Origin of the sequence: Pseudonocardia sulfidoxydans NBRC 16205 (assembly GCF_007989085.1) — a bacterium.
GTDB classification, from domain to species: Bacteria; Actinomycetota; Actinomycetes; order Mycobacteriales; family Pseudonocardiaceae; genus Pseudonocardia; species Pseudonocardia sulfidoxydans.
On the sequence record NZ_BJVJ01000058.1, the window covers coordinates 15,713 to 38,874 of the forward strand.

Consider the following 23,162-nt stretch of genomic DNA (forward strand, 5'->3'; position numbering starts at 1 on the left):
TGTCGACGCCGGCTCTGACCCCGGCCCACACCCCGCCCGACCGCACTGGAGCACGACCGTGTTGCTGCACGCCCCGAGCCCGGCCCTGACCCTCAACGGCCCCGCACCCGACCTCGCCGACCTCGCCGACCTCACCGGCCTCACCCGCCGCGTCGCCGCCGACGTACGCGCCGGCATCCACGAGGTCCACGTCGACCCCGACCACCGCTGGTACAAGCGCCTGCACGGCAACGACTTCGTCGACGTCTGGCTGATCAGCTGGGCCACCGAACAAGCCGCCGAGCTGCACGACCACGCCGGCTCCCTCGGCGCCCTCACCGTCGTCACCGGCAGGCTGACCGAGGAGTTCTGGTCCGTGCCCGACACCGGCCTGCGGACCCGCACCCTGCACGCCGGCCGATCCGTCGGCTTCGGGCCCGGGCACGTCCACGAAGTGTCCAACCCGTCCGCCGACCCCGCCGTCAGCGTCCACGCGTACTCTCCGCCCCTGACCGCGATGTCGTACTACGACGTGACCGGTGGTCGGCTGCGACGCGTCCGCTCCGAGCTGACCGAGCCCGGCTCGACCCAGGGAGTGGGATGACCCGCACGATCGACGACGTCCTCGCCGACGCCCGCGCGCGGCTGCACCGCGTCGGCCCGGAAGAAGCCGCCGACCTGCGGGAGAAGGGCGCCATCCTCGTCGACACCCGCCCCCAGTGGCAGCGGGACGCGGAAGGCTCACTGCCTGGCGCGCTCCTGATCGAGCGCAACCACATCGAATGGCGCCTCGACCCCACCTCTGACGCGCGGATCCCCGAAGCCACCGACCACGACGTCACCTGGATCGTCGTGTGCTCCGAGGGCTACTCCTCCAGCCTTGCCGCCGCGTCACTGCAGGACATCGGGCTGCACAACGCCACCGACCTCGACGGCGGCTTCCAGGCGTGGAAGGCCGCCGGCCTTCCCGTCAGCCTCAGCTGAAGGCGCCGATCCCCGTCACGTCCCGGCCGACGATCAACGTCTGGATCGTCTCCGTCCCCTCGAACGTGTGCACGGCCTCGATGTCGGCCCAATGCCTCGCGACGTGGTGCTCCAGCAAGATCCCGTTGCCGCCCAACAGGTCCCGCGCCTCCGACAAGATGCGTCGCGCCGCCCGGGTGTTGTTCATCTTCGCCAGGCCCGCCACCGTCGGAGACAGCCGGCCCGCGTCGGCCAGCCGACCGATCTGCATGCAGTACAGCTGCATCCCCGTGAGATCCGCCAACATGTGCACCAGCCGCTGCTGCACGATCTGGAACGACGCCAACGGCTTCCCGAACTGCGTCCGCTCCTTCGCGTAGCGCAACGCCGCGTCGTAGCCCGCCGTCGCGTGGCCCAACGCCATCCACGCGCAGATCGCGCGGGTGTTGGCCAACACCCGCGCACAGTCGTCGAACGTCCGAGCATTCACCAGCCGGTTCTCCTCCGGCACCCGCACGCCGGTGAGCGTGATGTCGGCCTGCTGGATCGACCGCAGCGACAACTTCCCCGAGATCGCGGTGGCCTCGAACCCGTCCGTGGGCGTCTCGACGACGAAACCCTTCACCTCACCCGAATCCGTGTCCCGCGCCCACACGACGACCAGATCCGCGATCGTGGCGTTGCCGATCCAGCGCTTCCGGCCCTCCAGCACCCAGTGGTCCCCGACGCGGCGCGCCGACGTCTCCAACGCCACCGAGTCCGACCCGTGGTCCGGCTCCGTCAACGCGAACGCCCCCACCTTGTCCAACGTCGACATCGACGGCAGCCACCGCCCCCGCTGCTCCTCCGATCCGCACATCGCGATCGACTGCATCGCCAGGCCCGCATGCACACCCAGGAACGTCCCCAACGACCCGTCCCCACGATGCAACTCCATGTGCACCAACCCGCACGCCATCGGGCTCATCCCCGCCGCACCATGACCGCGGATGTCCTCACCCACGATTCCCAGCTCCGGCAACCGCCGGATCAGCTCCCACGGCAGCTCCGCCCGCTCCCACAGATCCCCGACCCCCGGCAGCACCTCCGAGTCGACGAACTTCCGCGTCGTCGCGAACCGCTCCCACTGCTCCTCGGTGAACTGCTCCCGCACCGAGAAGAAATCCGTGCCCAGCGACTCACCCAGGTGCGCGTACTCCGCCATCCGATCAGGCTGGCACAACGACGTACTGTCCGCCGCTCCACGATCCTGGTTGACCGCCGCGGTGGAGCGGCCCCACCTCGGCGCCGACATGACCGGCAACGTCGTCTTCATCGGATTCGCCCTCGCCGGCATCGACGGCTTCGCCCTCCTGCCCTCCGTCATCGCCGTCGTCGGGTTCGTCGTCGGCGCAGTCGGCGGCGGAACCCTGACCCAACGCTTCGGCAACAGCCGGCCCCTCCTGCTCCGCAACGCCCTCGGCATCCAGTTCACCCTCCTCGCCGGCTGCCTCGTCGTCTCCCTGTTCGTGCACCTGCGCCAGGGCGGACCCGTCGCGACCACTGCCGTCGCCGGGGTCGCCACCGCAGCCATGGGGCTGCAGACCGCCACCGCCCGACGCATCGGCGTCCCCGACATAACCACCAGCGTCGTCACCATGACCCTCACCGGCTTCGCCGCCGACCACCGCCGCACCGACGCCGCCCTCCGCCGCGGCGCCGTCGTCCTCAGCATGCTGATCGGCGCCCTCTGCGGCGCCCTGCTGGTCGCCCACATCGGAAGTCACGCCGGGTTCATCGCCGTGCTCGTCGTCCTCGGCGGGGTGGGCATCACCGCCGCGCTCCTGGCCCGCCACGAACAGCCCTGGCACGCCTGACCCTGCGCACCTCGGCCTCGGCCGAGATGCACCTGAGCGCTGCCCGAGCTCCCTCGGCAGAACAGCCGGGGTGTGCATCTCGGCCGGTGCGGTGCACCCGATCTGTCGGAATCCCCGCGCGGCCGGAGCCACGCGCTCTACGCTCCCGATCATGCTCCGCAACGTCCCCGCTCGCTTCGCTCACGAGACCGCGGAAATGCGCATCGACCGCGACAACGTCCTCGAAGTCGCGAAGGCGCTCTCGAGGGAGGCTGCCCGGCTCGATGAGGTGTTGTCCCAGAACGGGCAGGCTCGGGCCGACCTGTGCGGAGGAGACCCGGTGTCCGCTGACGCGAAGTTGGCGTTCAATCAGCGCGCGGAATTGCTGGTGGACTCCTACGCGAAGTACGTCCTGGACCTCCGGCAGTTGGCAACCGCTGTGGCGGAGTCGGCACGTGCATACGGAGTGTCCGACGAGGACATCGCCCGATCGCTCGAGCGATGAAAGCCGTCACCGCGGTCGTCGTTGTACTGTTCGGCCTGTTGCTGGCGGGCTGCGCGAGTGAAGAACGGGACCAACCTTCGGTAGTCGGTGCGTCCGAGCAGGCCCGAAGCCCCCGGCTCGTTCCCGGCGAGAGCGACCCGTGTGGGCTGCTGGATGAATTCCAGCGGGACCACCTCGGTCTCCGGGACGGCAAGCGAGTGGAGGACGTGCAACTCAAGGGCGCAGACTTCTGTGGGTGGCAGGCGCGAGAGTTCAACGGCGGCACCTACCAGGGCGCTGTTCTGCCGAACAACCACACGCTCGCGAACATCCGGCGTGGCTACGAATTGCCGCAGGACTACACAGTCGCGGGGCGACCTGCTGTGAGCGGGTCGATCGGTGGTCTCTCAGGTGAGCTTTCCTGCTACGTCTTCGCCGAGTTGCCGGACGGCCGCCTCGCCGATGCATCGTTCTGGGCGGCACGCGACGAGGGAATGACGCACACCATCGCGTGTGAGCGTGCAACCAGGGTCTTGGAACGGATCGTCGAGACCGTGCAGTCCCGCTGACGCCGATACCAACGTCAGTGCTGCCCGGGGGCGGAACCGACAGCACTCGTGTAGGTCTCGGCAGGTGCTGGTCCGGCGCGGAGCCGCGAGATGCACGTGAGCGCTGCTCGTGCACGGGGAGGAACCGCGCTGGTGTGCATGTCGCCGTGCGGGTGCACACGATCTGTCGGAATCGGCCACCTGGGGACGAGGTCGGCCTTACGATCCCGATCATGCTCAACAACGTCCCCGCCCGCTTTGCCGAGACGGCAGCCGGGATGGCGATCGACCGCGAGAACGTGTTGAAGGTCGGTGCCGTCCTTACCGGGGAAGCCCAGCGGTTGAGGAAAGTGCTCGAGGATAACGACTGGGTCCGCATGGGGCGCTGCGGAGGCGATCCTGTGTCAGAGGATGCAGAGGCAGCGTTCAATGAGCGAGCTGTCCTGCTGTTCGCGGCATACGAGCGTGAGGTGATCGACTTGGAGAACCTGGCCTACGCGGTCGCCGAAGCGGCTCGTGCCTACGGAATCGCAGAGGCGGACATCGCAACGGCGTTCGACGAATGAGAGTGATGCGCCTAGTCGTTTTCCTGGTGGTTGGCTTGATGGCGAGCGGATGTGTCGCCGAGGTTGCGGGCACGCCGACGGCGGGAAGTCGATCGCCCGGCGTGTTCACCGACGCCGATCCCGATCCGTGTGGACTCCTGAGCCCCGACCAGCGCCGAATCCTGGGGGTTGGGGACGGCGAGGAGTCGACAGAGATTCCGCTGGAGGGCGCGCGATTCTGCCGTTGGGAAAACCCTGGGGGAGGGCCGGACTGGCTTCAAGGAGGCGTCCTTCCGAGTGCGTATCGTCTTGCGGACGTGAAGCGCAACTATCCGAGCCCGAAGGATGAATTGATCAGCGGTCTGCCAGCTCTGAGCACATCCTCACGTGAGTCCATCGTGAACCGCTCGTGCTTGTTCTTCGCGGAGCTTCCGGATGGGCGCCTCGCCACTGTGTCTTACTTCTGGAACGGCCGACCGGAGCGGAGTACGCGTGAGGAAGCGTGCGGGCATGCGACCAGCGCTCTCGAACTGATCATCGCGACGGCCCGCTCCCGCTGAGCCGGGTCCCGGCGCGTGTGGCCTCGTGAGTGGCGATAGTCGCTATAGCGACTATCGCCGCTCACGGGGTGGGGAGGTCGTCGAGGGCGCGTTGGATGCGTTTGATGGAGACGGGGTGTCTCGTGCGCATGGGGTGGGCGTAGAGGGAGATGCGTAGTTCCTCGATCATCCAGCCCACTTCCCGCAGGCCGGGAGGGGGGTCGGTGCCGTCGGGGAGGGCGGCGAGGTCGGCGTCGTACTCGTCGGCGACGACCCGGACCTCGGCGGTCCAGGCGGCGTCGCGGGCGGGATCGACGCGCAGCTTCTCCAGTCTGATCTCGACACCGTGGACGTAGCGGGCGACGTCGGCGAGTTTCGAGGGCCCGGCGGCGGTGACGAAGCCAGGGCCGGTGATGGTGTCGAGCTGGGCGCGGACGTCGGCCACGCCGGCGCGGAGGGCGGGGGCGGTCATGTCGGCGAGCAGCGCCTGGACGCGGTGCCAGTGGTCGAGCACGACGCGGACGGCTTCGAGGGTCTTGACCGTGGTCCCGGCGAGGTGGCTGCGCAGGATGGTGCGTAGCCGCAGGTAGGCGGCCTGGTCGAAGGCGGGGCCGCCGGCGCGGGCGATCAGGTGGTCGGCGGCGGCGGTGACGCAGTCGTCGAGGAGTGTGGGGACGCTGCCGTGCGGGTTGCGGGACAGTGCGAGCTTGGTGGCGTTGTCGAGGTCGCGGACGACCTGTTTGACCGGCGACGGCGTCTCCGAGAGCAGGAGGCGGCGCAGGCCGCGGCGGTGGGCGGCGTCGCGTTCGGCGACGGTGGCGAAGACGCGGACGTCGACGGTCGAGCCGCGGTCGACGAGCCCGGGGTATCCGGTGACGACGTTGCGCCCCCGCGTGATCGCCAGTTCCCGTGGCAGGGTTGCGATGGACCAGGTCGTGAGCCCGGTGCGTTCCACTGAGGCGCCGGCGGCGGCGATCTCCTCGCGGACCTTCGGCGCCAATCGTGAGCGCAGGGCGTCGAGGTCGGTGCCGCGGGCCAGCTCGGCACCTTTCTCGTCGATGACACGGAAAGTGACGGTGAGGTGGTCGGGGAGCCGGTCGAGCTCCCAGGCGTCGCGGGGGATCACGATGCCGCGCATGCGGCCCAGCTCGCGTTCGAGGCCGTCGAGCAGCGGCTCGTCAGGATCGATACCGCCGACCTGCAGCCGCGACAGCACCGCGCGGGCGTGGTCGGGCGCGGGCGCGAACTGCCGTCTCAACGCGCGGGGCAGCGTCTTGATCAGGGCGGTCACGAGCTCTTCGCGCAGCCCTGGCACCTGCCAGGTGAACGGGGTGGCGTCGACCTGCTGGAGCGCGGCGACGGGCACGTCGACGGTGACGCCGTCGCTGTGGTGGCCGGGCTCGAAGGCGTAGGACAGGGGCAGGCTGAGTCCGCCGGCTTCGACCTGGTCGGGGTACGCGGAGCGGTCGACCTGCGCGGCGGTGGTCGTCGCCAGGAACTCGGGGGTGTAGTCGAGCAGGTCGGGGCGCCGGCGTGACTCCTTCTTCCACCACGAGTCGAAGTGCCGGCCGGAGACGACGGACTCCGGGATGCGCGTCTCGTAGAACTCGACGAGCACTTCCTCGTCGACGACGAGGTCGCGTCGGCGGGCGCGGTGTTCGAGGTCTTCGGCGTCGTCCAACAGGGAGCGGTTGGCGTGGAAGAACGTGTGCCGGGTGTCCCAGTCGCCCTCGACGAGCGCGTGGCGGATGAACAGGTCGCGGGCGAGCTCGGGGTCGATGCGGCCGAGCTCGACGGTCCTGTTGGCGACGACGGGGATGCCGTGCAGCGTCACGCGTTCGGTGGCGACGGCGGAGGCGCGCTTGCGCGACCAGTGCGGCTCGGAGTGGGTCTTCTTGACGAGGTGCCCGGCGAGCGGCTCGATCCACTCGGGCTTGATGGGGGCGACGGTCCGCGCCCACAGCCGTGAGGTCTCGACGAGCTCGGCGGCCATCACCCAGCGTGGGTTCTTGCGCGCCAACGCCGACCCGGGCCAGATGGCGAACTTCGCGCCGCGCGCGCCGAGGTACTCCTTCTGCGCGCGGCGGTCCTTCTTCTCTGCGAGGTCGTCGAGGAGACCCACCTGGGAGAGCAGCCCGGACAGCACGGCGGTGTGGATGCGGTCGGCGGAACCGCTCCAGTCGGCCGCGCCGTCCGACAGGGACATGCCCGCCGAGCGCGCGGCCTGGCGCAGCTGTCCGTGCAGGTCCCACCATTCCCGCACGCGCAGGTAGTGCAGGAACTCGTCGCGCAGCTGTCGACGGAACTTGTTGCCCGACAGCACTTCCCGCTGCTCGGCGAGGTAGTCCCACAGTCGCATGTAGGCGAGGAAGTCGGAGCCGTCGGCGGCGAAGCGGGCGTGCGCGGCGTCGGCGGCCTGGCGCTGCTCGGCGGGGCGCTCGCGTGGGTCCTGCACCGAGAGCGCGGCGGCGATGACGAGTACCTCGCGCAGGCAGCCGGTGCGGTGGGCTTCGACGAGCATGCGGCCGAGCCGGGGGTCGACGGGCAGGCGGGACAACGACTGTCCCACCGGCGTCAGGCTGCGACGACCGGTCTCGAGCGCGCCCAGCTCGTGGAGCAGCGCGAGGCCGTCGGCGATCGCGCGCGGGTCCGGGGGCTCGACGAAGGGAAAGTCCGCGATCTCGCCGAGGTCGAGCGCGATCATCTGCAGGACGACGGAGGCGAGGTTGGTCCGCAGGATCTCGGGGTCGGTGAACTCGGGGCGGGCGTCGAAGTCGTCCTCGGCGTAGAGGCGGATGCAGATGCCGTCGGAGGTGCGGCCGCACCGGCCGGCGCGCTGGTTGGCCGACGCCTGCGACACCTTCTCGATCGGCAGCCGCTGCACCTTGAGCCGCCGCGAGTAGCGCGAGATGCGCGCGGTGCCGGTGTCGACGACGTACTTGATGCCGGGGACGGTCAGCGAGGTCTCGGCGACGTTGGTGGCGAGCACGACCCGGTTGCCGGGGTGGGGTGAGAAGACCCGCTGCTGCTCGGCGGCGGTCAGGCGGGCGTAGAGCGGCAGGATCTCGGTGTTGCGGAAGTCCCGGGCCGCGAGCGCGTCGGCGGTGTCGCGGATCTCGCGTTCGCCGGGCAGGAAGACGAGGACGTCGCCGGGGCCCTCGCGTTGCAGCTCGGCGACGGCGTCGCCAATGGCGTCGAGCTCTTCGCGGTCGGGGTCGGCGTCGGGGTCGTCGGGGTCGACGACGGGCCGGTAGCGGATCTCCACCGGGTAGGAGCGGCCCGACACCTCCACGATCGGAGCGTTGCCGAAGTGTCGGGAGAAGCGCTCCGGGTCGATCGTCGCCGACGTGATGATGACCTTGAGGTCGGGACGTCGGGGGAGCAGCTGCGTGAGGTAGCCGAGGATGAAGTCGATGTTGAGGCTGCGCTCGTGGGCCTCGTCGATGATCAGGGTGTCGTAGCGGCGCAGCATCCGGTCGCCGGCTAGCTCGGCGAGCAGGATGCCGTCGGTCATGAGCTTGACCATCGTGCGGTCGCCGACCTGGTCGGTGAAGCGCACCTTCCAGCCGACGACGTCGCCCAGTTCGGTGCCGAGCTCGTCGGCGATGCGGGCGGCGACGGTGCGCGCGGCGAGCCGCCGCGGCTGGGTGTGTCCGATCATGCCGGTGACACCGCGGCCCAGTTCGAGGCAGATCTTGGGCAGCTGCGTGGTCTTCCCGGAGCCCGTCTCGCCGGCGACGATCACGACCTGGTGGTCGCGGATGGCGGCGGCGATGTCGTCGCGGCGGGCGCTGACCGGCAGCGTCTCGGGATAGGCGATGCGCGGCACCGCGGCACGACGGCGTTCGAGCCGGTGCTCGGCGGTGGCGACGGAGTCGGCGACGGCCTGTTGCGCGGTGCCGTTGCCGGAGCGGCGGGCGCCGGCGAGCCTGCGGCCGAGTCGGTGCGCGTCGTCGGGCGGGAGGGCCTGGATGCGGTGCGCGAGATCGGTGAGGACGTCGTCGGGGAGCGACGGGGCCGCAGGGAGGGCGTCGGCGGGGCCGGGCGCGGTGGCGCTCGGGCCCCGGGACCCGCGGCGGCGTGGACGCCGGCCACGGGTCGGGCGGCCGTCCCCAGGGGGGCCGGACTCGGTGTCCGGAGGGACGGCGGGATCGCGGGGGTCACCGGCGGGACGCTCGTGACGTGCGTCGGTGGCTCGTGATGAGGACATCGTGGGAAAAGTGTGCCTGGTCGTGAGGGTGGACGTCCGAACCGGGTGCCGGTCGCCTCTCGGCGCGCAGGCCGCTCGAAGCGGCGGTTTCAGTTGGGACCCGGGGACACGGTGTCACCCGATCCGGACGCTCCCTTCAACCCACCTGCCCTCCGGGATGTTCCCGGCGGGCGGAAGGTGTCCGAACCGGACGCCGGTCGCCTCGCGGCGAGTGGCGCACCACGGCTCCAGCCTGGCGGTATTCCGTGGCGGCTTTTTCTTTTGCGGCCCGGGGACTCGGCTCGCCCGGTTCGGACAGTGTGGTCAACGGGCTCGCGGCCCGGTTCATTCCCGGGCGCGGACGACGACGGCCCGGACCGTGTGCGCTGGTCCGGGCCGTTGCCGAGGGAGCCGACCGAGGTCGTGAGCGGCAATAGTCGCGATAGCGACTATTGCCGCTCACAGGGTCACGGGGTCACAGGGTCCAGGTCTGCATGACGAGCGCGCCCTCGCGGCGGGCCGTCAGGGTGCAGTCGAGGACGTCGAGCGGGTGGATCGGGACGATGCCCTCGATCAGGTCGGTCTCCCGCATGCCGTACAGGGCGGCCATGGCGAAGCGGCAGGCCAGGACCTTGCCGCCCTCCTTCATGAACGTCTGCAGCTGGTTGTTGTAGTTCATGTGGCCGGGGAAGGCCTCGTCGCCGACGTTCGGGAAGCCGCGGGTCGCGGAGCCCATCAGCACGGCGGGACCGTAGAGCACGAGCGAGGTGTCGAAGCCCTTACGGTTGATGCGGGTGCACGTCAGCATGTTGACGAAGCCGACCGAGCCCTCGTAGGGCACGGTGTGCATGAAGACGTAGGCCTTCTCGCCCGGGTTCGCCTGGATGTCGTCGAAGAGCTTCTCGTCGTAGTCGACGATCGCGTCGCCGGCCTGAGCCCGCGCACCGATGATCTGAGCCACGGTGTGTCCTCTCACTACTGCCCGCGGCATTCTTCGCCGAAGGCCACGCCACGACCGTAAGTCGGATCGTGAACGTTCGTCCACTATGGGAGACGAATGTGAGAACGGTCATTCCCGCGCCACCGTGGGGCCACGTCAGTCCGACGACGAGCTCGACGAGCCGGAGTCGGACGACGAGGACGAGCCGGAGTCCGAGGACGAGGACGAGCCGGAGTCCGAGGACGAGGACGAGCCCGAGTCCGAGGAGCCCGAGGAGGACCCGGAGTCCGACGACCAGGAGCCCGGGTCGTGGGACGAGGAATGCGAGTGCCAGTGGTGGTCGTGCGACGTCGACGAGTGGTGCGACTGTCCCTGGTCGTCCCAGGTCGACGGCCCGGCGGAGAACGTGTCGAAGGTGTCGTCCCAGTCGGCCGGGCCGGAGCGGGAGCTGTCGTACGTCGAACCGTCGACGACCTGGTGGGCGCCCTGCGAGCGGGTCTGCACGGCCTGGCGCAGCATCGCCGTCCCCTGCAGCACGACGAAGATGATGATCGTCGTGATCGCCAGCGGGACCGCGAACAGCAGCGCGGGCCAACCCATCAGGAAGTACAGCGCCACGCAGATCGCGATGTCGCCGAGGATCAGCAGGGGTAGCACGAATCGGGGCACGGTCAGCCTTCCGTGATCGCGGTGAACCAGGTCGTGCCGTCCACGACGGTGAAAGCGTCCGCGAGGTTCGTACCGTTAACGGAGAGCGGCCAGGACCCCGTCGGTGTACGGCGTCCAGGCCTCGACGGCCCAGGGGCCGAAGTCGCGGTCGGTGAGCGCGACGCAGGCCGCCCCGGCCGCCCGGTCGACCCAGAGGAACGTGCCGGACTGGCCGAAGTGCCCGAACGTCTCCGGGGAGCTGGCGGTGCCCGTCCAGTGCGGCGACTTGGTGCCGCGGATCTCGAAGCCCAGGCCCCAGTCGTTGGGCTTGTGCCGGCCGTAGCCGGGGAGGATCCCGTCGAGACCCGGGAACGCGACCTCGGTGGCCGCGGGGAGGGTGGCGACGAGCGTCGGCGACTGCAGCTCGGCGGCGAAGCGGGTGAGGTCGTCGGCGGTGGAGACGGCGCCGGATCCGGGATGGCCCTCGAGGCGGGTGGCGGTGAGGCCGAGCGGTTCGCAGACGGCCTCGTGCAGGTAGTCGGCGAACGGGATACCGCTGGCCGCGGTGATGGTGTCGGCGAGGACGGCGAAGCCGGTGTTGGAGTAGATGCGCCGGGTGCCGGGGGCGGCCTGGACCTGGTCGGAGTCGAACGCCAGGCCGGAGGTGTGGGCCGCGAGGTGCCGGACCGTCGAGCCCTCGGGGCCGGCGGGCTGGTCCCACTCGACGGCGCCCTCCTCGACGGCGACGAGCGTCGCGTAGGCCGTGAGGAGCTTGGTGACCGACGCGAGCCGGAACTCCCGGTCGGTGTCACCCGCCGTCGCGAGGACCGTCCCGTCGGCCGCGACGAGCGTCGCCGCGGCGTGCCCGACGGGCCAGTCCAGGATTCCGCCGACAGCCTTCTGCACGTCCGTCGTCACTGCGCCATCCTCTCCCGGTGGGCGCGGGTGTCGGTGCGCGGGGATACTCCGGCGCCGTGGCCGAGATCCGGATCGGGACGTCGGGCTGGCGGTATCCGCCGTGGCGCGGCGTGTTCTATCCAGCCGGGCTGGCTCAGCGCCGGGAGCTGGAGTACCTGTCGCGCGCGGTGTCGAGCATCGAGATCAACGGCTCGTTCTACTCGTTGCAACGGCCGGAGAACTACCGGTCCTGGGCCGCGGAGACCCCGGACGACTTCGTGTTCTCCGTGAAGGGGCCGCGTTTCGTCACGCACATGAAGCAGCTGCGCGACCCGGAGCTGACGTTGGCGAACTTCTTCGCGTCCGGGCTGCTCGCGCTGGGGCCGAAGCTCGGCCCGATCCTGTGGCAGCTGCCGCCGCGGATGCGGTGGGACCGCGAGCGCGTCGAGACGTTCCTGCGGTGCCTGCCGCGCACGTCCGTCGAGGCCGCGGCGCTGGCGGAGCGGCACGACGAGCGTCTCGACAACCGCGCCCTGACCAGCACCGACGCCGACCGGCCGGTCCGGCATGCGGTGGAGATGCGGCACCCGAGCTTCGCCGACCCGGCCGTCGTCGCGCTGCTGCGGGAGCTCGACGTGGCGCTGGTCGTCGCCGACACGGCCGGGACGTGGCCGCGTCTGGAGGACATGACGGCCGGGTTCGCCTACGTGCGGTTGCACGGCGACGAGGAGCTCTACACGAGCGGCTATTCGGACTCCGCCCTCGACGACTGGGCGTCGCGGATCCGGCGGTGGGCGGCGGGCGAATCGCCGACGGGGGAGTTCACGGTTGCGCCGCCGATGGCCCGGGTGCAGGGGCGCGATGTGTTCGCGTACTTCGACAACGACGTGAAGGTCCACGCCCCGCGCGACGCGATCGCGCTGGCGGCGAAGCTCAGGTGACCGCTACGGCCGCGAGCCGTGCGTCGCGGTGGGCGAGCAGCATCCGCCGCCCGACGAGCATCGCGACCGCGGCGACGACCATCATCGCCGCGCACACCAGCCAGGCCACGCCGAAGCTGCCGTGGGTGGCGAGGAACCCGAAGACCATCGGGCCGAGGAACGCGCCCGCGTACGTCCCGACCTGCACGACCGACGTCGCGGCGGCCGGGGCCGAGGGGTTGAGCCGGACGACGGCGAACTGCAGCAGCCCGGGCCACGCCCAGCCCAGCCCGAACGCGAGGACCGTGCCGACGACCAGGGCCACCGGGCCGGGCACGGCGAGCAGCCCGACCCCCACCGCGCCGAGCACCATGCTGGCGGCGACGACGGTGATGTGGCCGCCCGAACGACGGTCGGCGAGCCAGCCGTGCAACAGCCGCAGCACCAGCCCGACGACGCTGCCCAGCGTCAGCACGAGGCCGGCGAGGCCGGGGTCGACGCCCTGGTCGACGGCCGAGGCGACGAGGAAGACCCCCAGCGCGCCCGCCGACGCCGCGCCCAGCCCCGCACCGAGGCCGATCACGGACAGTGCCCCGGTCGCGCGGTCGCCGGGATCGACGTTCGGGCGCACGTACGGCTCGGGGCTGCGCGGCGTGAACGGCAGCGCGAGCAGCGCCAGCCCGGCCCCGACGACGTAGGCCCAGCGCCAGCCGACGGTCAGCGCGAGCGTCGGCACGGCGATCCCGGACAGCAGCGTCGCTGTGGGCACGCAGGACTGCTTGAACCCGAAGGAGAGCCCCAGCCGGTCGGCGGGCACGAACCGGGCGAGCGTCAGGTTCGACGACAGCTGGCCCATCACGTTGCACCAGCAGCTGCACAGCAGGATCGTCACCAGCAGGGCGTAGGAGTGGGCGCCGAACGCGATGGCGAGCATGAGCACCGCGGCGCCGACGACGGCGATCCGGCTGGTCGCCGTCGGCCCGACGCGTTCGACGATCCAGCCGATCGGCAGCGACGTGAACGCGCTGACCCCGAAGTAGAGGGCGACGACGACGCCGAGGCCCGCCGGGTCGAACCCGAGCTCACCGGAGATCTGGACGGCCAGGGCGCCGGTGAGGAACACCGGCAGCACCGAGGCCGTCGAGGTCGCGACGGCGCCGATCACCGCCCGCGTCGCACCACCGTCGCCACCCATGTTTTGCGACGCTAACCGCTTCGCCGCCCTTTGTCCCCGATGTGTGGCTCAGCCCTTGATGCGGCTCCCGTGCCCGGACCACTCCTTCTCGCGGAGCTCGAACTTCTGCACCTTGCCCGTCGACGTCTTGGGCAGCTCGTCGACGATCTCGACGTCGCGCGGCGCCTTGTACCGGGCGATCTTCGACTTGACGTGCTCGACGACGTCGGCGGGCGTGGCCTGCTCGCCCGGCTTCAGCACGACGAACGCCTTGGGCCGCTCGCCCCACTGCTCGTCGGGCACACCGACGACGGCCGCCTCCAGCACCGCCGGGTGCGACACCACGGCCTGCTCGACCTCGACGGTCGAGATGTTCTCCCCGCCGGAGATCACGACGTCCTTCGCGCGGTCGCGCAGCTCGACGTAGCCGTCGGGATGGACGACGCCGAGGTCTCCGGAGTGGAACCAGCCGCCCGCGAACGCCTTCTCCGTGCCCTCGGGGTCGTCGAAGTAGCCGGCCATGACGTTGTTGCCGCGCATCACGATCTCGCCCATCGTGGCGCCGTCGCGGGGCACGTCGACCATGTGCTCGTCGACGACACGCAGCGCGTCGGTCTGGATCATGCCGACGCCCTGGCGGGCCTGCAGCGCAGCGCGTTCCTCGGGTTCGAGGGTGTCCCAGGCCCGCTGGTACTGGTTGACCGAGTACGGCCCGTAGGTCTCGGTCAGGCCGTAGACGTGCACGATCCGGAAGCCCATCCGCTCCATCTGCAGGATCGTCGTCGGCGACGGCGGGGCGCCCGCGGTGGTGATGACGAGCTGGTAGTCGAGCCGGACGGCCTCGGCGGCGTTCATGATCGTCGTGACGACGGTCGGCGCGCCGTTGAGGTGGGTGACGCCGTGCTGACCGATGAGCTTCCAGATCGTGTCGCCACGGACCTCCCGCAGGCAGACGTGGGTGCCGCCGATCGCGGTCACCGCCCACGGGGTGCACCAGCCGTTGCAGTGGAACATCGGCAGCGTCCACAGGTAGACGCTGTCGGGGCTGTGCGCGGAGTGCACGACCTCGCCGAACGAGTTCAGGTACGCACCGCGGTGCGTGTACTGCACGCCCTTCGGCTTGCCCGTCGTCCCGGACGTGTAGTTGATCGACAGGGCCCGGTCCTCGTCGTCGACCTCCCACGGCAGGGGGTCGTCGGAGCCGCGGGCGAGCAGGTCGTCGTAGGTGGTGCCGCTGCCGATCCCGTCGCCGGGTGCGGCGGGATCGACGATCGTGACGATCTCCTGGACGGTCCGCAGCTCGGCCGCGACCGGCGCCACCACCGGCCACAGCGCCGCGTCGACCACGAGCAGCGTCGAGCCGGAGTGGTCGAGGATGTAGCGGACCTCCTCCGTCGACAACCGGGTGTTGATCGCGACGAGGACCGCACCCGCCAGCGGCACCGCGAAGTGCGCGACGAGCATCTCCGGCACGTTGGGCAGCAGATAGGCCACCCGGTCGCCCGGCCCGACCCCGGAGCCGCGCAACGCGTGCGCGACACGGGTGGTCTCGGCGGCGAACTCGGCGTAGCTGTGCCGGCGGTCGCCGTAGACGATCGCGGCCTTGTCCGGGTACACCTCCGCGGAGCGGCGGAGGAACGCCAGCGGGGTCAGCTCGGTGTGCCCGACGGTCATCGTCGACCCTCCTGTCACGACGTGCGTGTACGTCGCGATCCTGACCCGCCGCCGCGGGACCCGGCAACCCCGGGGGTCAGTCCTCCTGGATGGAGATGGCCGCCTTCGGGCAGCCGCGCACGGCCTCCTCGACCTTGGGCCGCAGCTCCTCGGAGGGGTTCTCGTCGAGAATGTAGAGGAAGTCGTCCTCCCGCACCTCGAACACCTCGGGCGCGACACCCATGCAGACGGCGTTGCTCTCGCACAGATCAAAGTCCACGACGACCTTCATGCGGCCATCGTGCGCCACGGCGCGGTCCGGTGCCGGACTGAGGTGAGCCTTCGGTGAGGGTCGGCTGGCCTGCGCAACGGGCGGCTACGGCCCGAGGACGCCGGCGATGCGCGCCGGGACCGGTGCCGCCGGTCTCACGGGCGCCGGGTGCGGGTCGGCGGTGTGCGGCGTCGGCGTCGCGGGGGTGGGCGAGGAGACGGGGCCGAGTGGGGTGCAGCCGTTGTCGCAGGACTCGCCTGCGGCCGAACCGACCACGACGAGGGTCAGGACGGCGCTCAGCAGCCCGGCGAGGGCCACGGCGCGGGGGAGCGCGGGCGCGGACATCGTGGAGCCTTCCGGTGGACGCGATCCCGTGGGGCCCGGGACCGTGCCTGCCCATCCGTCTCGACCGGGCGTGTCGTTACCGGATCCGTCATATTGGGCCGAACGACGAGCAACCTCCCGCCATTCGGCCCAATACCGTCACTCTCTGCGCAGGACGGGTCGGAGTGCGTCGAGCACGTCGGCGCTCTCGATCGTGCTGGGCACCGGCTCGTCGTGGCCGTCGGCGATCCCGCGCATCGTCTTGCGCAGGATCTTCCCCGACCTGGTCTTGGGCAGGGCCGCGACGACGGCCACGTCCTTCAACGAGGCGACCGCCCCGATCTGGTCACGCACCAGCTGGACGAGCTCGCCGCGCAGCGTGTCCTCGTCCGGCTCGACGCCCGCCTTGAGGACGACGAACCCGCGCGGGATCTGGCCCTTCATGGAGTCCGCGACGCCGATGACGGCGCACTCCGCGACGTCCGGATGCGAGGCGAGGACCTCCTCCATCGAGCCCGTCGACAGCCGGTGGCCCGCGACGTTGATGACGTCGTCGGTGCGACCCATGACGTAGACGTAGCCCTCGTCGTCGATGTTGCCGCCGTCGCCGGTGAGGTAGTAGCCCTCGAACGCGGCCATGTACGACCGGATGAAACGCTCGTCGTCGTTCCACAGGGTGGGCAGCGCGCCGGGCGGCATCGGCAGCTTGACGACGATCGCGCCGTCCTCGCCCGCGCCGACCGGCTTGCCCGCGATGTCGAGGATCTGGACGTCCCAGCCGGGCAGCGGGCGCGTCGGCGAACCGGGCTTGACGGGCAGCAGCTCGATGCCCGCCGGGTTGGCGACGATCGGCCAGCCCGTCTCCGTCTGCCACCAGTGGTCGATCACCGGGATGCCCAGGGTGTCCGACGCCCAGTGGTAGGTCTCGGGGTCGAGCCGCTCGCCGGCGAGGAACAGGTACTTCAGGCTGGACACGTCGTACGTCGGGAGGTGCTCGCCCTTCGGGTCCTCCTTCTTGATCGCCCGGAACGCCGTCGGCGCGGTGAACAGGCTCTTCACCTTGTGATCGGCCACGACGCGCCAGAACTGGCCGGCGTCGGGCGTCCCGACGGGCTTGCCCTCGTAGAGGATCGTCGTCGCCCCGGCCAGCAGTGGCGCGTAGACGATGTAGGAGTGCCCGACGACCCAGCCGACGTCGGACGCGGTGAAGATCGTCTCTCCGGCGTCGACCGCGTAGACGTTGGGCATCGACCAGGCCAGCGCGACCGCGTAGCCGCCGCCGTCGCGCACGACGCCCTTCGGCTTCCCGGTCGTGCCGGACGTGTAGAGGATGTAGAGCGGGTCGGTGGACCTGACCGGCACCGGGTCGGCCGGCGTCGCGGCGTTCATGGCCTCGACCCAGTCGACGTCGTTCTCGCCCATCGACGCCTCGGCCTGCGGGCGCTGCAGGATCACCTGCTTCGCGGGCTTGTGCGCCGACAGCTCGATCGCCCTGTCCAGCAACGGCTTGTACTCGATGACGCGCTTGCCCTCGATGCCGCACGACGCGGACACGATGACGGTCGGGGTGGCGTCGTCGATGCGGACGGCGAGCTCCTTGGGCGCGAACCCGCCGAAGACGACCGAGTGCACCGCGCCGATCCGTGCGCACGCCAGCATCGCGACCGCGGCCTCGGGGACCATCGGCATGTAGATCACGACGCGGTCGCCGACGGCGACGCCGAGGTGTGTCAGCACGCCGGCGAAGCGGGCGACCTCGTCGCGCAGCTGCGAGTAGGTGTAGGTGCGCTGGGTCCCGGTCACCGGCGAGTCGTAGATCAACGCGGCCTGGTCGCCGCGGCTGGCGTCCACGTGCCGGTCGAGCGCGTTGTGCGCGACGTTGAGCTCCCCGTCGGGGAACCACCGGTAGAACGGCGGGTTCGACGAGTCGAGCGCGCGCGTCGGCGCGACGTTCCAGTCCAGCGCCCCTGCCGCGTTCAGCCAGAAGCGCTCCGGGTCCTCGACGCTCGCCCGGAAGATGTCGTCGTACGCGCCCACCTGCGGTCCTCCTCGACTCGCCCTGCCTGCACCGGACCCTAGTCGCGCGAGGCCCTCGTGGCCGTCCCCGCCTGACCGCCGGACCAGGTTCCGGTGTTGACGGTGGGTGATCACTCGATCGGACCACTCACCCCACCGAGGGATCTCTCGTTCCTCTCTTCGTAACGGTCGGCACGACACTCGAAGGGGTGACGGACGAGGAGGTCACAGAACCTCCCGGTGCGGCGACAAGCAGGACGACGCGTCCCGCACGAGCGGGGCGACCCACGACGAGGAGACGGTGTGCGCGCAGCGACGAACGGGCCCCGCACACGCTCGCGCCTCGTCGTCGCGGCCGTCGTGCTGGCCACCGCCGTCGCCGGACTCGTCGTCGTCGGAACGGTCCGGGGTGCCTCACCGGCCGCCGCGGGACCCGAATCCACCGACGACCCCGCCTGCGGCCCCACCTGGGTCACCGCCTGGCAGACCAGCCCGCAACCCGGCCCCGACGTCGAGGCCGCCGGCGGCCGCTTCGGTGGCCGCACCCTGCGGATGGTGGTCCACCCACAGTCGACCGGCTCGGAGATCCGGGTCCGGTTGTCCAACCGCTACGGGCGGGCCCCGCTCCCGGTGGCCGCGGTCTCCGCGGCCACCACGGGAACCGGCGCCGGGGTGCGCGGGGGCGCACCCCGACCGGTGCTGTTCGGCGGACGCCCGGACGTGACGATCCCCGCGGGGGCGGAGATCGTCAGTGACCCGGCGCCGTTCGTCGCGCAGGCGGGCCTGCCCGTGTCGGTCAGCGCCTACCTCCCGCAGGAACCCGATCGGGTGGCCACCCATCCGGTGGCCCTGCAGACCTCCTGGGTCAGCAGCCGACCCGGCAACCACGTCGACTCGTCGTCAGGAGCCGCGTTCTCCCCGGTCACGGCCTGGTTCGTCGTCACCGGACTCGACGTCCTCGCCCCCCGCGCCGAGCACGCCGTCGTCCTCGTCGGCGACTCGATCACCGACGGCGTCGGCAGCGACCCCGGCGAGGACGACCGCTGGTCCGACGCCCTGGCCCGGCGCCTCGGCGCCGCGGGCGGCGCCGCCCGGATGTCCGTGCTCAACGCCGGCATCTCCGGCAACCAGCTGCTCGCCGACGCATTCGGCGTCGGCGACTCACCCGCCACCCGGTTCCGGTTCGACGTCGCCGCCGCGGCCGGCGTCACCGACGTCGTCCTGCACATCGGCACCAACGACATCGCGGAGGGCCGCACCGCCGACCAGCTCCAGGCCGGGCTCGTCCAGTTCGCCGACCAGGCCCGCGCCGCCGGACTGCGCGTCTTCCTGACCACGATCACGCCGTCGCGCACCGGCCCCCGCGCGACCGCCGCCGCCCAGGCCACCCGCCGCGCCGTCAACACCTGGGTGCTCGAACACGGCCCCGCGCACGCCGACGGCGTCTTCGACTTCGCCGCCGCCGTCGCCGACCCCGCACGGCCCGACCGCCTGGAGTCGTCCTACGACGCCGGCGACGGCCTGCACCTCTCGGCCGCCGGCTACCGGGCACTCGCCGGTGCGGTGCCGACCGACCGGCTCACCGGCAGCCCGTGCCTCGCGGGCGACAGCGCGTCGTCGGTCGTGGTGTCGGGGCGCTGACCTACTGCTCCTTGCGACGCCGGAACGGCGCGCGGCGACGGCTCCGCGGCTCGTCGACGACCCGTTCCAACGGGCCCGTCGGCATGTCCTCACGGTCGAGCCGCTCCACGACCCAGTCGAGCGCCAACGCCCCCGGTGACACCCCGCGCTCGGCCGCCAGCCGGCGCAGCTGCTCGACCCGCAACGGCGGCAGCCGCAGCTGGAAGACCTGCGCCGTGCCGAACCTCCCCGTCGACTCGGTGACGCCCTCGGGCGGTTCGGGTGCGAGCGCCGCCAGGTAGGAGTCGAGCTCGTGGTCGTGCGGCACGTCGTCCTGGCCGCGCGCGCGGGCGGTGCGTGCCGAGCGGGACCGGTCGGCAGGGGCCCGGTGGCGGGAACGCTCGCCGTCGGTGGCCATGACGACGAGGGTAGGGCCCCCGACGGCGTCAGCCCGCGAGCGTGTAACCCGCCTCGACGACCGCGGCCTCGATCTCGGGGAGCGGCAGCTCACGGTCGCTCGTGATCGTCACCAGGCCCGTCGACAGGTCGACCTCGACCTCACGGACCCCGTCGACCTCACCGACCTCCTCCTTGACCGACGCCGTGCAGTGCCCGCAGGTCATGCCGCTGACGACGACGTCGGTACGGAACGGGGTCTCGATGCTCATGGTCTCTCCTTGCAAGGACGTGTGCTCCGGTGGTGCGTCAGGAACGGACGAGCCGGGCGATCGCGGCGGCGGCCTCCTGGACCTTCGCCTCGCCCTCCTCGTCGCCGGCGCGGGCCGCGTCGACCAGGCATCCCGACATGTGCTCGGTGAGCAGTTCGAGCGCGAACGACTGCAACGCCCGCGTCGCCGCGGACACCTGCGTGAGCACGTCGATGCAGTACGTGTCCTCCGCGACCATCCGCTGCAGGCCTCGGACCTGGCCCTCGACCCGACGCAGGCGACGCAGATGGGCCTCGCGGTTGTCGGAGTACGCGGGCGTGCTCTTGTCCATGGGCTCGGGCATTGCGACCTCCCCGGCTGCTCACCACGAGCATACGGGGAGGGGGTACGACGACCGCGTCCCGTCGACGTGTCCTGTGACGCAGCGTGGACCACGCCCCTCACCCGGGCAGCGGCATGCGTCGGCCCCGCGCGATCGGTAACGTCTTGGTCACGGCCACGGGGGTGGCCGCCAGGTGCCGATGCGGGACGTGCCGGCCTGGCCACACCGGGTGACCGGATGGGGACGGGACGGACTGTCGCGTGTCCGCGGCACCGCGGTGCACGACGGAACGGGGGAGACGTCGATGACCATCGGGAGCGCACGGCGGGAGATCGGTGACGTGCGGCAGAGCGGAACCGGGGCCATCCCGGGCCCGCGGACCGCCGCCGACGCCTACCGCGTCTCCGACGACCAGGTGCACAAGGCCCGGCTCGTCGTCGCCGAGAACTCCGAGGGCCCCGAGGACCTCCGGCTGTTGCTCGACATGCTCGGCCTGATCTCCACCAACTCGGACGATCCGCCGCCGGTCAGTCGCTGACGGCACGGAACGGCCCCCTGAGCTGCACGGACGCGATCTGTGGGGGGTGGGTGAAAAGGGGCGTGGGGGGCTGTCGTAAGCTTTCGAAGCTCCCAACGGACAGCCGTTGGAGGCCAGGACACCGCCTGCGGGGTCCAGCCCCCATCGTCTAGCGGCCTAGGACTCCGCCCTTTCAAGGCGGCAGCGCGGGTTCGAATCCCGTTGGGGGTACGGTAGTCGCAGTACGCAAGGCCCAGTGGCGCAGTTGGTTAGCGCGTCGCCCTGTCACGGCGAAGGTCGCGGGTTCGAGTCCCGTCTGGGTCGCTCCACTCTCCGGTTCCCGGCTCTGCCGGAGGCCAGGCCAGGTAGCTCAGTTGGTACGAGCGTCCGCCTGAAAAGCGGAAGGTCGGCGGTTCGACCCCGCCCCTGGCCACACCTTCTCCTTCTTCATGGCTGCACCTGTCCCGGCAGCAGTCCGATCAGGCACTCCACCGCGTCCGTCCCGCTCTCTGCCGGACGACGACCGCCGCGGATCCATCGCCGGGTTCGACACTGGACTGCTTCGATCACGGTCGGAGCCGGCCTCCTGTCGAACTCGGCGCGGCTGCCGCGCCGGCGACACCCCTATCGGGTGACGGGTGCTCGGCGGGGCCTGGTTGGATCGGTCGTGGTGACGGGAGAAAACGGACGACGACACCACCGCGCGGGCACGACCGCCGCGCGGCTCGTCGTGCTGGCCTGCGCCCTGACCGCGGCGGTGGCCGTGCTCGCAGCCTGCGGGTCGGAGGCCCTGCCGCTGACCGCGCTGCCGTCGGCCACCTCGATCACGACGGCCCCCACCACGGCCCCGGCCGCCACGTCCCCGACCGCCACGTCGGTCCCGTCGACGGCGCCCGCGACGAGGTCCGCCACCTCCGCACCCCCGGCGACCCGGCCGCGGACGACGACGGCACCCGCGGCCCCGGCGGCACCGGCCGGGCCCGCGGGGCGGCCGTTCAGCACGGAGATCACGTTCTACTCCGCCTACGACAACGACCCACCCGGCAGCCGCGCGATCGCCCACCCCAACGCGCGTCACCCGCAGGCGGGCGGCACCGGCACCTACGCCGACCCGCTGACCCTCGCGAGCGACACGCGGGAGATCGCCGTCGGCACGATCGTCTACGTCCCCCTCGTGAAGAAGTACTTCGTGATGGAGGACGACTGCGCCCAGTGCATCTCAGACTGGGGCGGCGGCAAGGTCCCGCACCTGGACCTGTTCATGCCCAACGGGAACGACGACAGCGTCACGGCCTGCCAGGAGCAGCTGACGCCCGGCGGGCGGGTCACCGTCGAACTCGACCCGCCGGCCGGGAGGACCGTGTCGACGGCCCCGCTCTACTCCGGCGGACGCTGCTTCTCCGGCTGACCGCCCACCCCGACCGGCGTTCCCCGCTCGTACGGGCGCGGGCTCCGCACCTCGACGGTGCCCTGCTCGGCGTCGGCGAAACTCCGGGCAGCCGGGACCACGGGGAGCTTCGTCGTCGGCGACTCCGCCGGTGACAGCCGCATCGCGGGGATCACCGACGTCACGGGCTCGACGGCGTCGGGGCGCGGCCGAGGGTGCGGCACCGGCGCCGGGCGCCGCCGTGCGACCGGGGGTGCGGGCCGGCGCGGGTCCGGGACCGACGGGATCGTCGCCGGCCGCCGCGGCGCCACGACCCGGGACACGGCGCCGTCGCGGTTCTGCGTCGGAACGTTCTCGAAACGCCCGATGCGGCGCAGCTTCTGCCAGCCCAGCCGGATGCCCGTGAGTGCCGCCGACACCGACTGGATCAGCACCGCGTACATGAGCTGGCGGTACACGAACTGCTGCAACGGCAGCAGCCAGAGGATGCGCATCTTCTCGCGCTCCAGCCGGAACGCCACGATCCCCGCGACCGTCTGGATGGCCAGGACCGATCCCCACAGCACGAGGGTGCGGACGGTGTCGTCGAAGATCAGGCCGTACACGAGCAGGATGTCGATCAGCGGCGCGATCAGCGGCAGCACCACCTGGAACACGCCGAGGTTGAGCAGCCCGCGGCGGGCGTAGCGCCCCGAGGCGCCGCGCGTGCGCAGCGCGCTGCGG

24 protein-coding genes, 3 tRNA genes and 1 pseudogene are annotated in these 23,162 nt (G+C 71.3%); 14 read left to right on the forward strand and 14 right to left on the reverse strand.

The genetic code is table 11. From position 1 onward, the window contains the following. Positions 1–58: 58 nt before the first annotated feature. Positions 59–583, forward strand: a complete 525-nt coding sequence (locus tag PSU4_RS22685) for a cysteine dioxygenase (protein ID WP_147112075.1) — start codon at positions 59–61, stop codon at positions 581–583. Next, on the forward strand, positions 580–963 hold the full coding sequence (locus PSU4_RS22690; RefSeq protein ID WP_147112078.1) for a rhodanese-like domain-containing protein: 384 nt from the start codon (positions 580–582) through the stop codon (positions 961–963). The genes PSU4_RS22685 and PSU4_RS22690 overlap by 4 nt, the downstream gene beginning before the upstream one ends. On the opposite strand, the gene PSU4_RS22695 is transcribed toward PSU4_RS22690, so the two are convergent. After that, positions 956–2,146 carry an acyl-CoA dehydrogenase family protein gene (locus PSU4_RS22695; RefSeq protein ID WP_147112081.1) on the reverse strand — a complete coding sequence of 397 codons (1,191 nt, stop codon included), beginning with the start codon at positions 2,144–2,146 and terminating at the stop codon, positions 956–958. The two genes, PSU4_RS22690 and PSU4_RS22695, sit on opposite strands and share 8 nt — an antisense overlap. 49 nt (positions 2,147–2,195) lie before the next feature. Here PSU4_RS22695 and PSU4_RS22700 point away from each other — a divergent pair, with 49 nt between their 5' ends. The 5 genes from PSU4_RS22700 (at position 2,196) to PSU4_RS33085 (ending at position 4,914) form a co-directional block, all read left to right on the forward strand. Further along, a complete protein-coding gene (locus PSU4_RS22700; RefSeq protein ID WP_147112083.1) occupies positions 2,196–2,798 on the forward strand; it encodes a YoaK family protein in 603 nt (200 codons plus the stop codon). A 151-nt stretch (positions 2,799–2,949) separates the two neighbouring features. Next, positions 2,950–3,282 (forward strand): hypothetical protein, encoded by a 333-nt coding sequence (locus PSU4_RS22705; RefSeq protein ID WP_147112085.1) that lies wholly within the window; start codon positions 2,950–2,952, stop codon positions 3,280–3,282. Continuing rightward, complete coding sequence (locus tag PSU4_RS22710) at positions 3,279–3,830, forward strand: DUF3558 domain-containing protein (protein WP_147112089.1); 552 nt, start codon at positions 3,279–3,281, stop codon at positions 3,828–3,830. The genes PSU4_RS22705 and PSU4_RS22710 overlap by 4 nt, the downstream gene beginning before the upstream one ends. Positions 3,831–4,042: 212 nt before the next feature. Then, positions 4,043–4,375: a hypothetical protein gene (locus PSU4_RS22715; protein WP_147112092.1), complete on the forward strand. Its 333-nt coding sequence runs from the start codon at positions 4,043–4,045 to the stop codon at positions 4,373–4,375. 38 nt (positions 4,376–4,413) lie between these two features. Beyond that, positions 4,414–4,914: a DUF3558 family protein gene (locus tag PSU4_RS33085; protein WP_373866088.1), complete on the forward strand. Its 501-nt coding sequence runs from the start codon at positions 4,414–4,416 to the stop codon at positions 4,912–4,914. A 61-nt stretch (positions 4,915–4,975) separates the two neighbouring features. Here the strand turns inward: PSU4_RS33085 and hrpA are convergent, their stop codons facing one another. From hrpA to PSU4_RS22740, 4 genes are all read right to left on the reverse strand, one after another. Further along, entirely contained in the window at positions 4,976–9,103 is a 4,128-nt protein-coding gene (hrpA, locus tag PSU4_RS22725) for an ATP-dependent RNA helicase HrpA (RefSeq protein ID WP_246115285.1), read from the reverse strand. A 454-nt stretch (positions 9,104–9,557) separates the two neighbouring features. Further along, complete coding sequence (locus tag PSU4_RS22730; protein WP_222596368.1) at positions 9,558–10,043, reverse strand: MSMEG_0572/Sll0783 family nitrogen starvation response protein; 486 nt, start codon at positions 10,041–10,043, stop codon at positions 9,558–9,560. Positions 10,044–10,178: 135 nt separating this feature from the next. Continuing rightward, positions 10,179–10,691 carry a hypothetical protein gene (locus PSU4_RS22735; protein ID WP_147112100.1) on the reverse strand — a complete coding sequence of 171 codons (513 nt, stop codon included), beginning with the start codon at positions 10,689–10,691 and terminating at the stop codon, positions 10,179–10,181. 75 nt (positions 10,692–10,766) lie between these two features. After that, on the reverse strand, positions 10,767–11,588 hold the full coding sequence (locus PSU4_RS22740; protein ID WP_147112102.1) for a serine hydrolase domain-containing protein: 822 nt from the start codon (positions 11,586–11,588) through the stop codon (positions 10,767–10,769). A gap of 17 nt (positions 11,589–11,605) precedes the next feature. On the opposite strand from PSU4_RS22740, the gene PSU4_RS22745 reads away from it, so the two are divergent. Beyond that, entirely contained in the window at positions 11,606–12,508 is a 903-nt protein-coding gene (locus PSU4_RS22745; RefSeq protein WP_147112105.1) for a DUF72 domain-containing protein, read from the forward strand. Here PSU4_RS22745 and PSU4_RS22750 read toward each other — a convergent pair. The 5 genes from PSU4_RS22750 to PSU4_RS22770 form a co-directional block, all read right to left on the reverse strand. Then, the gene (locus PSU4_RS22750; RefSeq protein ID WP_147112108.1) at positions 12,501–13,682 is read right to left on the reverse strand and encodes an MFS transporter; all 1,182 of its coding nucleotides are present in this window, start codon (positions 13,680–13,682) and stop codon (positions 12,501–12,503) included. The genes PSU4_RS22745 and PSU4_RS22750 overlap by 8 nt on opposite strands. A 48-nt stretch (positions 13,683–13,730) precedes the next feature. Beyond that, on the reverse strand, positions 13,731–15,335 hold the full coding sequence (locus PSU4_RS22755) for an acyl--CoA ligase family protein (protein WP_147112112.1): 1,605 nt from the start codon (positions 15,333–15,335) through the stop codon (positions 13,731–13,733). Positions 15,336–15,411: 76 nt separating this feature from the next. After that, the gene (locus PSU4_RS22760; RefSeq protein ID WP_147112115.1) at positions 15,412–15,606 is read right to left on the reverse strand and encodes a ferredoxin; all 195 of its coding nucleotides are present in this window, start codon (positions 15,604–15,606) and stop codon (positions 15,412–15,414) included. Between the two features lie 84 nt (positions 15,607–15,690). Continuing rightward, entirely contained in the window at positions 15,691–15,930 is a 240-nt protein-coding gene (locus tag PSU4_RS22765; RefSeq protein ID WP_147112118.1) for a hypothetical protein, read from the reverse strand. A 138-nt stretch (positions 15,931–16,068) separates the two neighbouring features. After that, positions 16,069–17,946, reverse strand: coding sequence for a propionyl-CoA synthetase (locus tag PSU4_RS22770; RefSeq protein ID WP_147112121.1), 1,878 nt, complete (start codon positions 17,944–17,946; stop codon positions 16,069–16,071). A 282-nt stretch (positions 17,947–18,228) separates the two neighbouring features. Here PSU4_RS22770 and PSU4_RS22775 point away from each other — a divergent pair, with 282 nt between their 5' ends. Next, positions 18,229–19,566, forward strand: a complete 1,338-nt coding sequence (locus PSU4_RS22775) for a GDSL-type esterase/lipase family protein (protein WP_147112124.1) — start codon at positions 18,229–18,231, stop codon at positions 19,564–19,566. 1 nt (position 19,567) lies between these two features. Here the strand turns inward: PSU4_RS22775 and PSU4_RS31495 are convergent, their stop codons facing one another. The 3 genes from PSU4_RS31495 to PSU4_RS22790 are packed head-to-tail and all read right to left on the reverse strand — an operon-like array spanning position 19,568 to position 20,556. Then, positions 19,568–19,963, reverse strand: a complete 396-nt coding sequence (locus tag PSU4_RS31495) for a hypothetical protein (protein WP_186817126.1) — start codon at positions 19,961–19,963, stop codon at positions 19,568–19,570. Positions 19,964–19,991: 28 nt separating this feature from the next. Continuing rightward, positions 19,992–20,213, reverse strand: a complete 222-nt coding sequence (locus PSU4_RS22785; protein ID WP_147112127.1) for a heavy-metal-associated domain-containing protein — start codon at positions 20,211–20,213, stop codon at positions 19,992–19,994. A 37-nt stretch (positions 20,214–20,250) separates the two neighbouring features. After that, positions 20,251–20,556: a metal-sensitive transcriptional regulator gene (locus PSU4_RS22790; RefSeq protein ID WP_281290725.1), complete on the reverse strand. Its 306-nt coding sequence runs from the start codon at positions 20,554–20,556 to the stop codon at positions 20,251–20,253. Positions 20,557–20,839: 283 nt separating this feature from the next. Here PSU4_RS22790 and PSU4_RS22795 point away from each other — a divergent pair, with 283 nt between their 5' ends. From PSU4_RS22795 to PSU4_RS22815, 5 genes are all read left to right on the forward strand, one after another. Beyond that, positions 20,840–21,073: a hypothetical protein gene (locus tag PSU4_RS22795; protein WP_147112130.1), complete on the forward strand. Its 234-nt coding sequence runs from the start codon at positions 20,840–20,842 to the stop codon at positions 21,071–21,073. Positions 21,074–21,210: 137 nt separating this feature from the next. Beyond that, positions 21,211–21,283, forward strand: a tRNA-Glu gene (locus PSU4_RS22800). Positions 21,284–21,302: 19 nt separating this feature from the next. Continuing rightward, positions 21,303–21,376, forward strand: a tRNA-Asp gene (locus PSU4_RS22805). Between the two features lie 35 nt (positions 21,377–21,411). After that, a tRNA-Phe gene (locus tag PSU4_RS22810) sits at positions 21,412–21,485 on the forward strand. Positions 21,486–21,719: 234 nt separating this feature from the next. Further along, a complete protein-coding gene (locus tag PSU4_RS22815) occupies positions 21,720–22,460 on the forward strand; it encodes a hypothetical protein (protein ID WP_147112133.1) in 741 nt (246 codons plus the stop codon). Here PSU4_RS22815 and PSU4_RS32530 read toward each other — a convergent pair. Continuing rightward, positions 22,430–23,162: pseudogene (locus PSU4_RS32530) on the reverse strand (bi-functional transferase/deacetylase); the annotation flags it as partial. The gene PSU4_RS22815 and the pseudogene PSU4_RS32530 overlap by 31 nt on opposite strands.

What these genes read in the sequence shown, in the direction of transcription:
- PSU4_RS22690 (WP_147112078.1), top strand. Translation starts at nt 580, where the DNA reads ATGACCCGCACGATCGACGACGTCCTCGCCGACGCCCGCGCGCGGCTG.
- hrpA (WP_246115285.1), bottom strand. Translation starts at nt 9,103, where the DNA reads ATGTCCTCATCACGAGCCACCGACGCACGTCACGAGCGTCCCGCCGGT.
- PSU4_RS22795 (WP_147112130.1), top strand. Translation starts at nt 20,840, where the DNA reads ATGACCATCGGGAGCGCACGGCGGGAGATCGGTGACGTGCGGCAGAGC.
- PSU4_RS22755 (WP_147112112.1), bottom strand. Translation starts at nt 15,335, where the DNA reads ATGACCGTCGGGCACACCGAGCTGACCCCGCTGGCGTTCCTCCGCCGC.
- PSU4_RS33085 (WP_373866088.1), top strand. Translation starts at nt 4,414, where the DNA reads ATGGCGAGCGGATGTGTCGCCGAGGTTGCGGGCACGCCGACGGCGGGA.
- PSU4_RS22705 (WP_147112085.1), top strand. Translation starts at nt 2,950, where the DNA reads ATGCTCCGCAACGTCCCCGCTCGCTTCGCTCACGAGACCGCGGAAATG.
- PSU4_RS22750 (WP_147112108.1), bottom strand. Translation starts at nt 13,682, where the DNA reads ATGGGTGGCGACGGTGGTGCGACGCGGGCGGTGATCGGCGCCGTCGCG.
- PSU4_RS22785 (WP_147112127.1), bottom strand. Translation starts at nt 20,213, where the DNA reads ATGAGCATCGAGACCCCGTTCCGTACCGACGTCGTCGTCAGCGGCATG.
- PSU4_RS22710 (WP_147112089.1), top strand. Translation starts at nt 3,279, where the DNA reads ATGAAAGCCGTCACCGCGGTCGTCGTTGTACTGTTCGGCCTGTTGCTG.
- PSU4_RS22790 (WP_281290725.1), bottom strand. Translation starts at nt 20,556, where the DNA reads ATGCCCGAGCCCATGGACAAGAGCACGCCCGCGTACTCCGACAACCGC.
- PSU4_RS31495 (WP_186817126.1), bottom strand. Translation starts at nt 19,963, where the DNA reads ATGGCCACCGACGGCGAGCGTTCCCGCCACCGGGCCCCTGCCGACCGG.
- PSU4_RS22695 (WP_147112081.1), bottom strand. Translation starts at nt 2,146, where the DNA reads ATGGCGGAGTACGCGCACCTGGGTGAGTCGCTGGGCACGGATTTCTTC.
- PSU4_RS22760 (WP_147112115.1), bottom strand. Translation starts at nt 15,606, where the DNA reads ATGAAGGTCGTCGTGGACTTTGATCTGTGCGAGAGCAACGCCGTCTGC.
- PSU4_RS22715 (WP_147112092.1), top strand. Translation starts at nt 4,043, where the DNA reads ATGCTCAACAACGTCCCCGCCCGCTTTGCCGAGACGGCAGCCGGGATG.
- PSU4_RS22765 (WP_147112118.1), bottom strand. Translation starts at nt 15,930, where the DNA reads ATGTCCGCGCCCGCGCTCCCCCGCGCCGTGGCCCTCGCCGGGCTGCTG.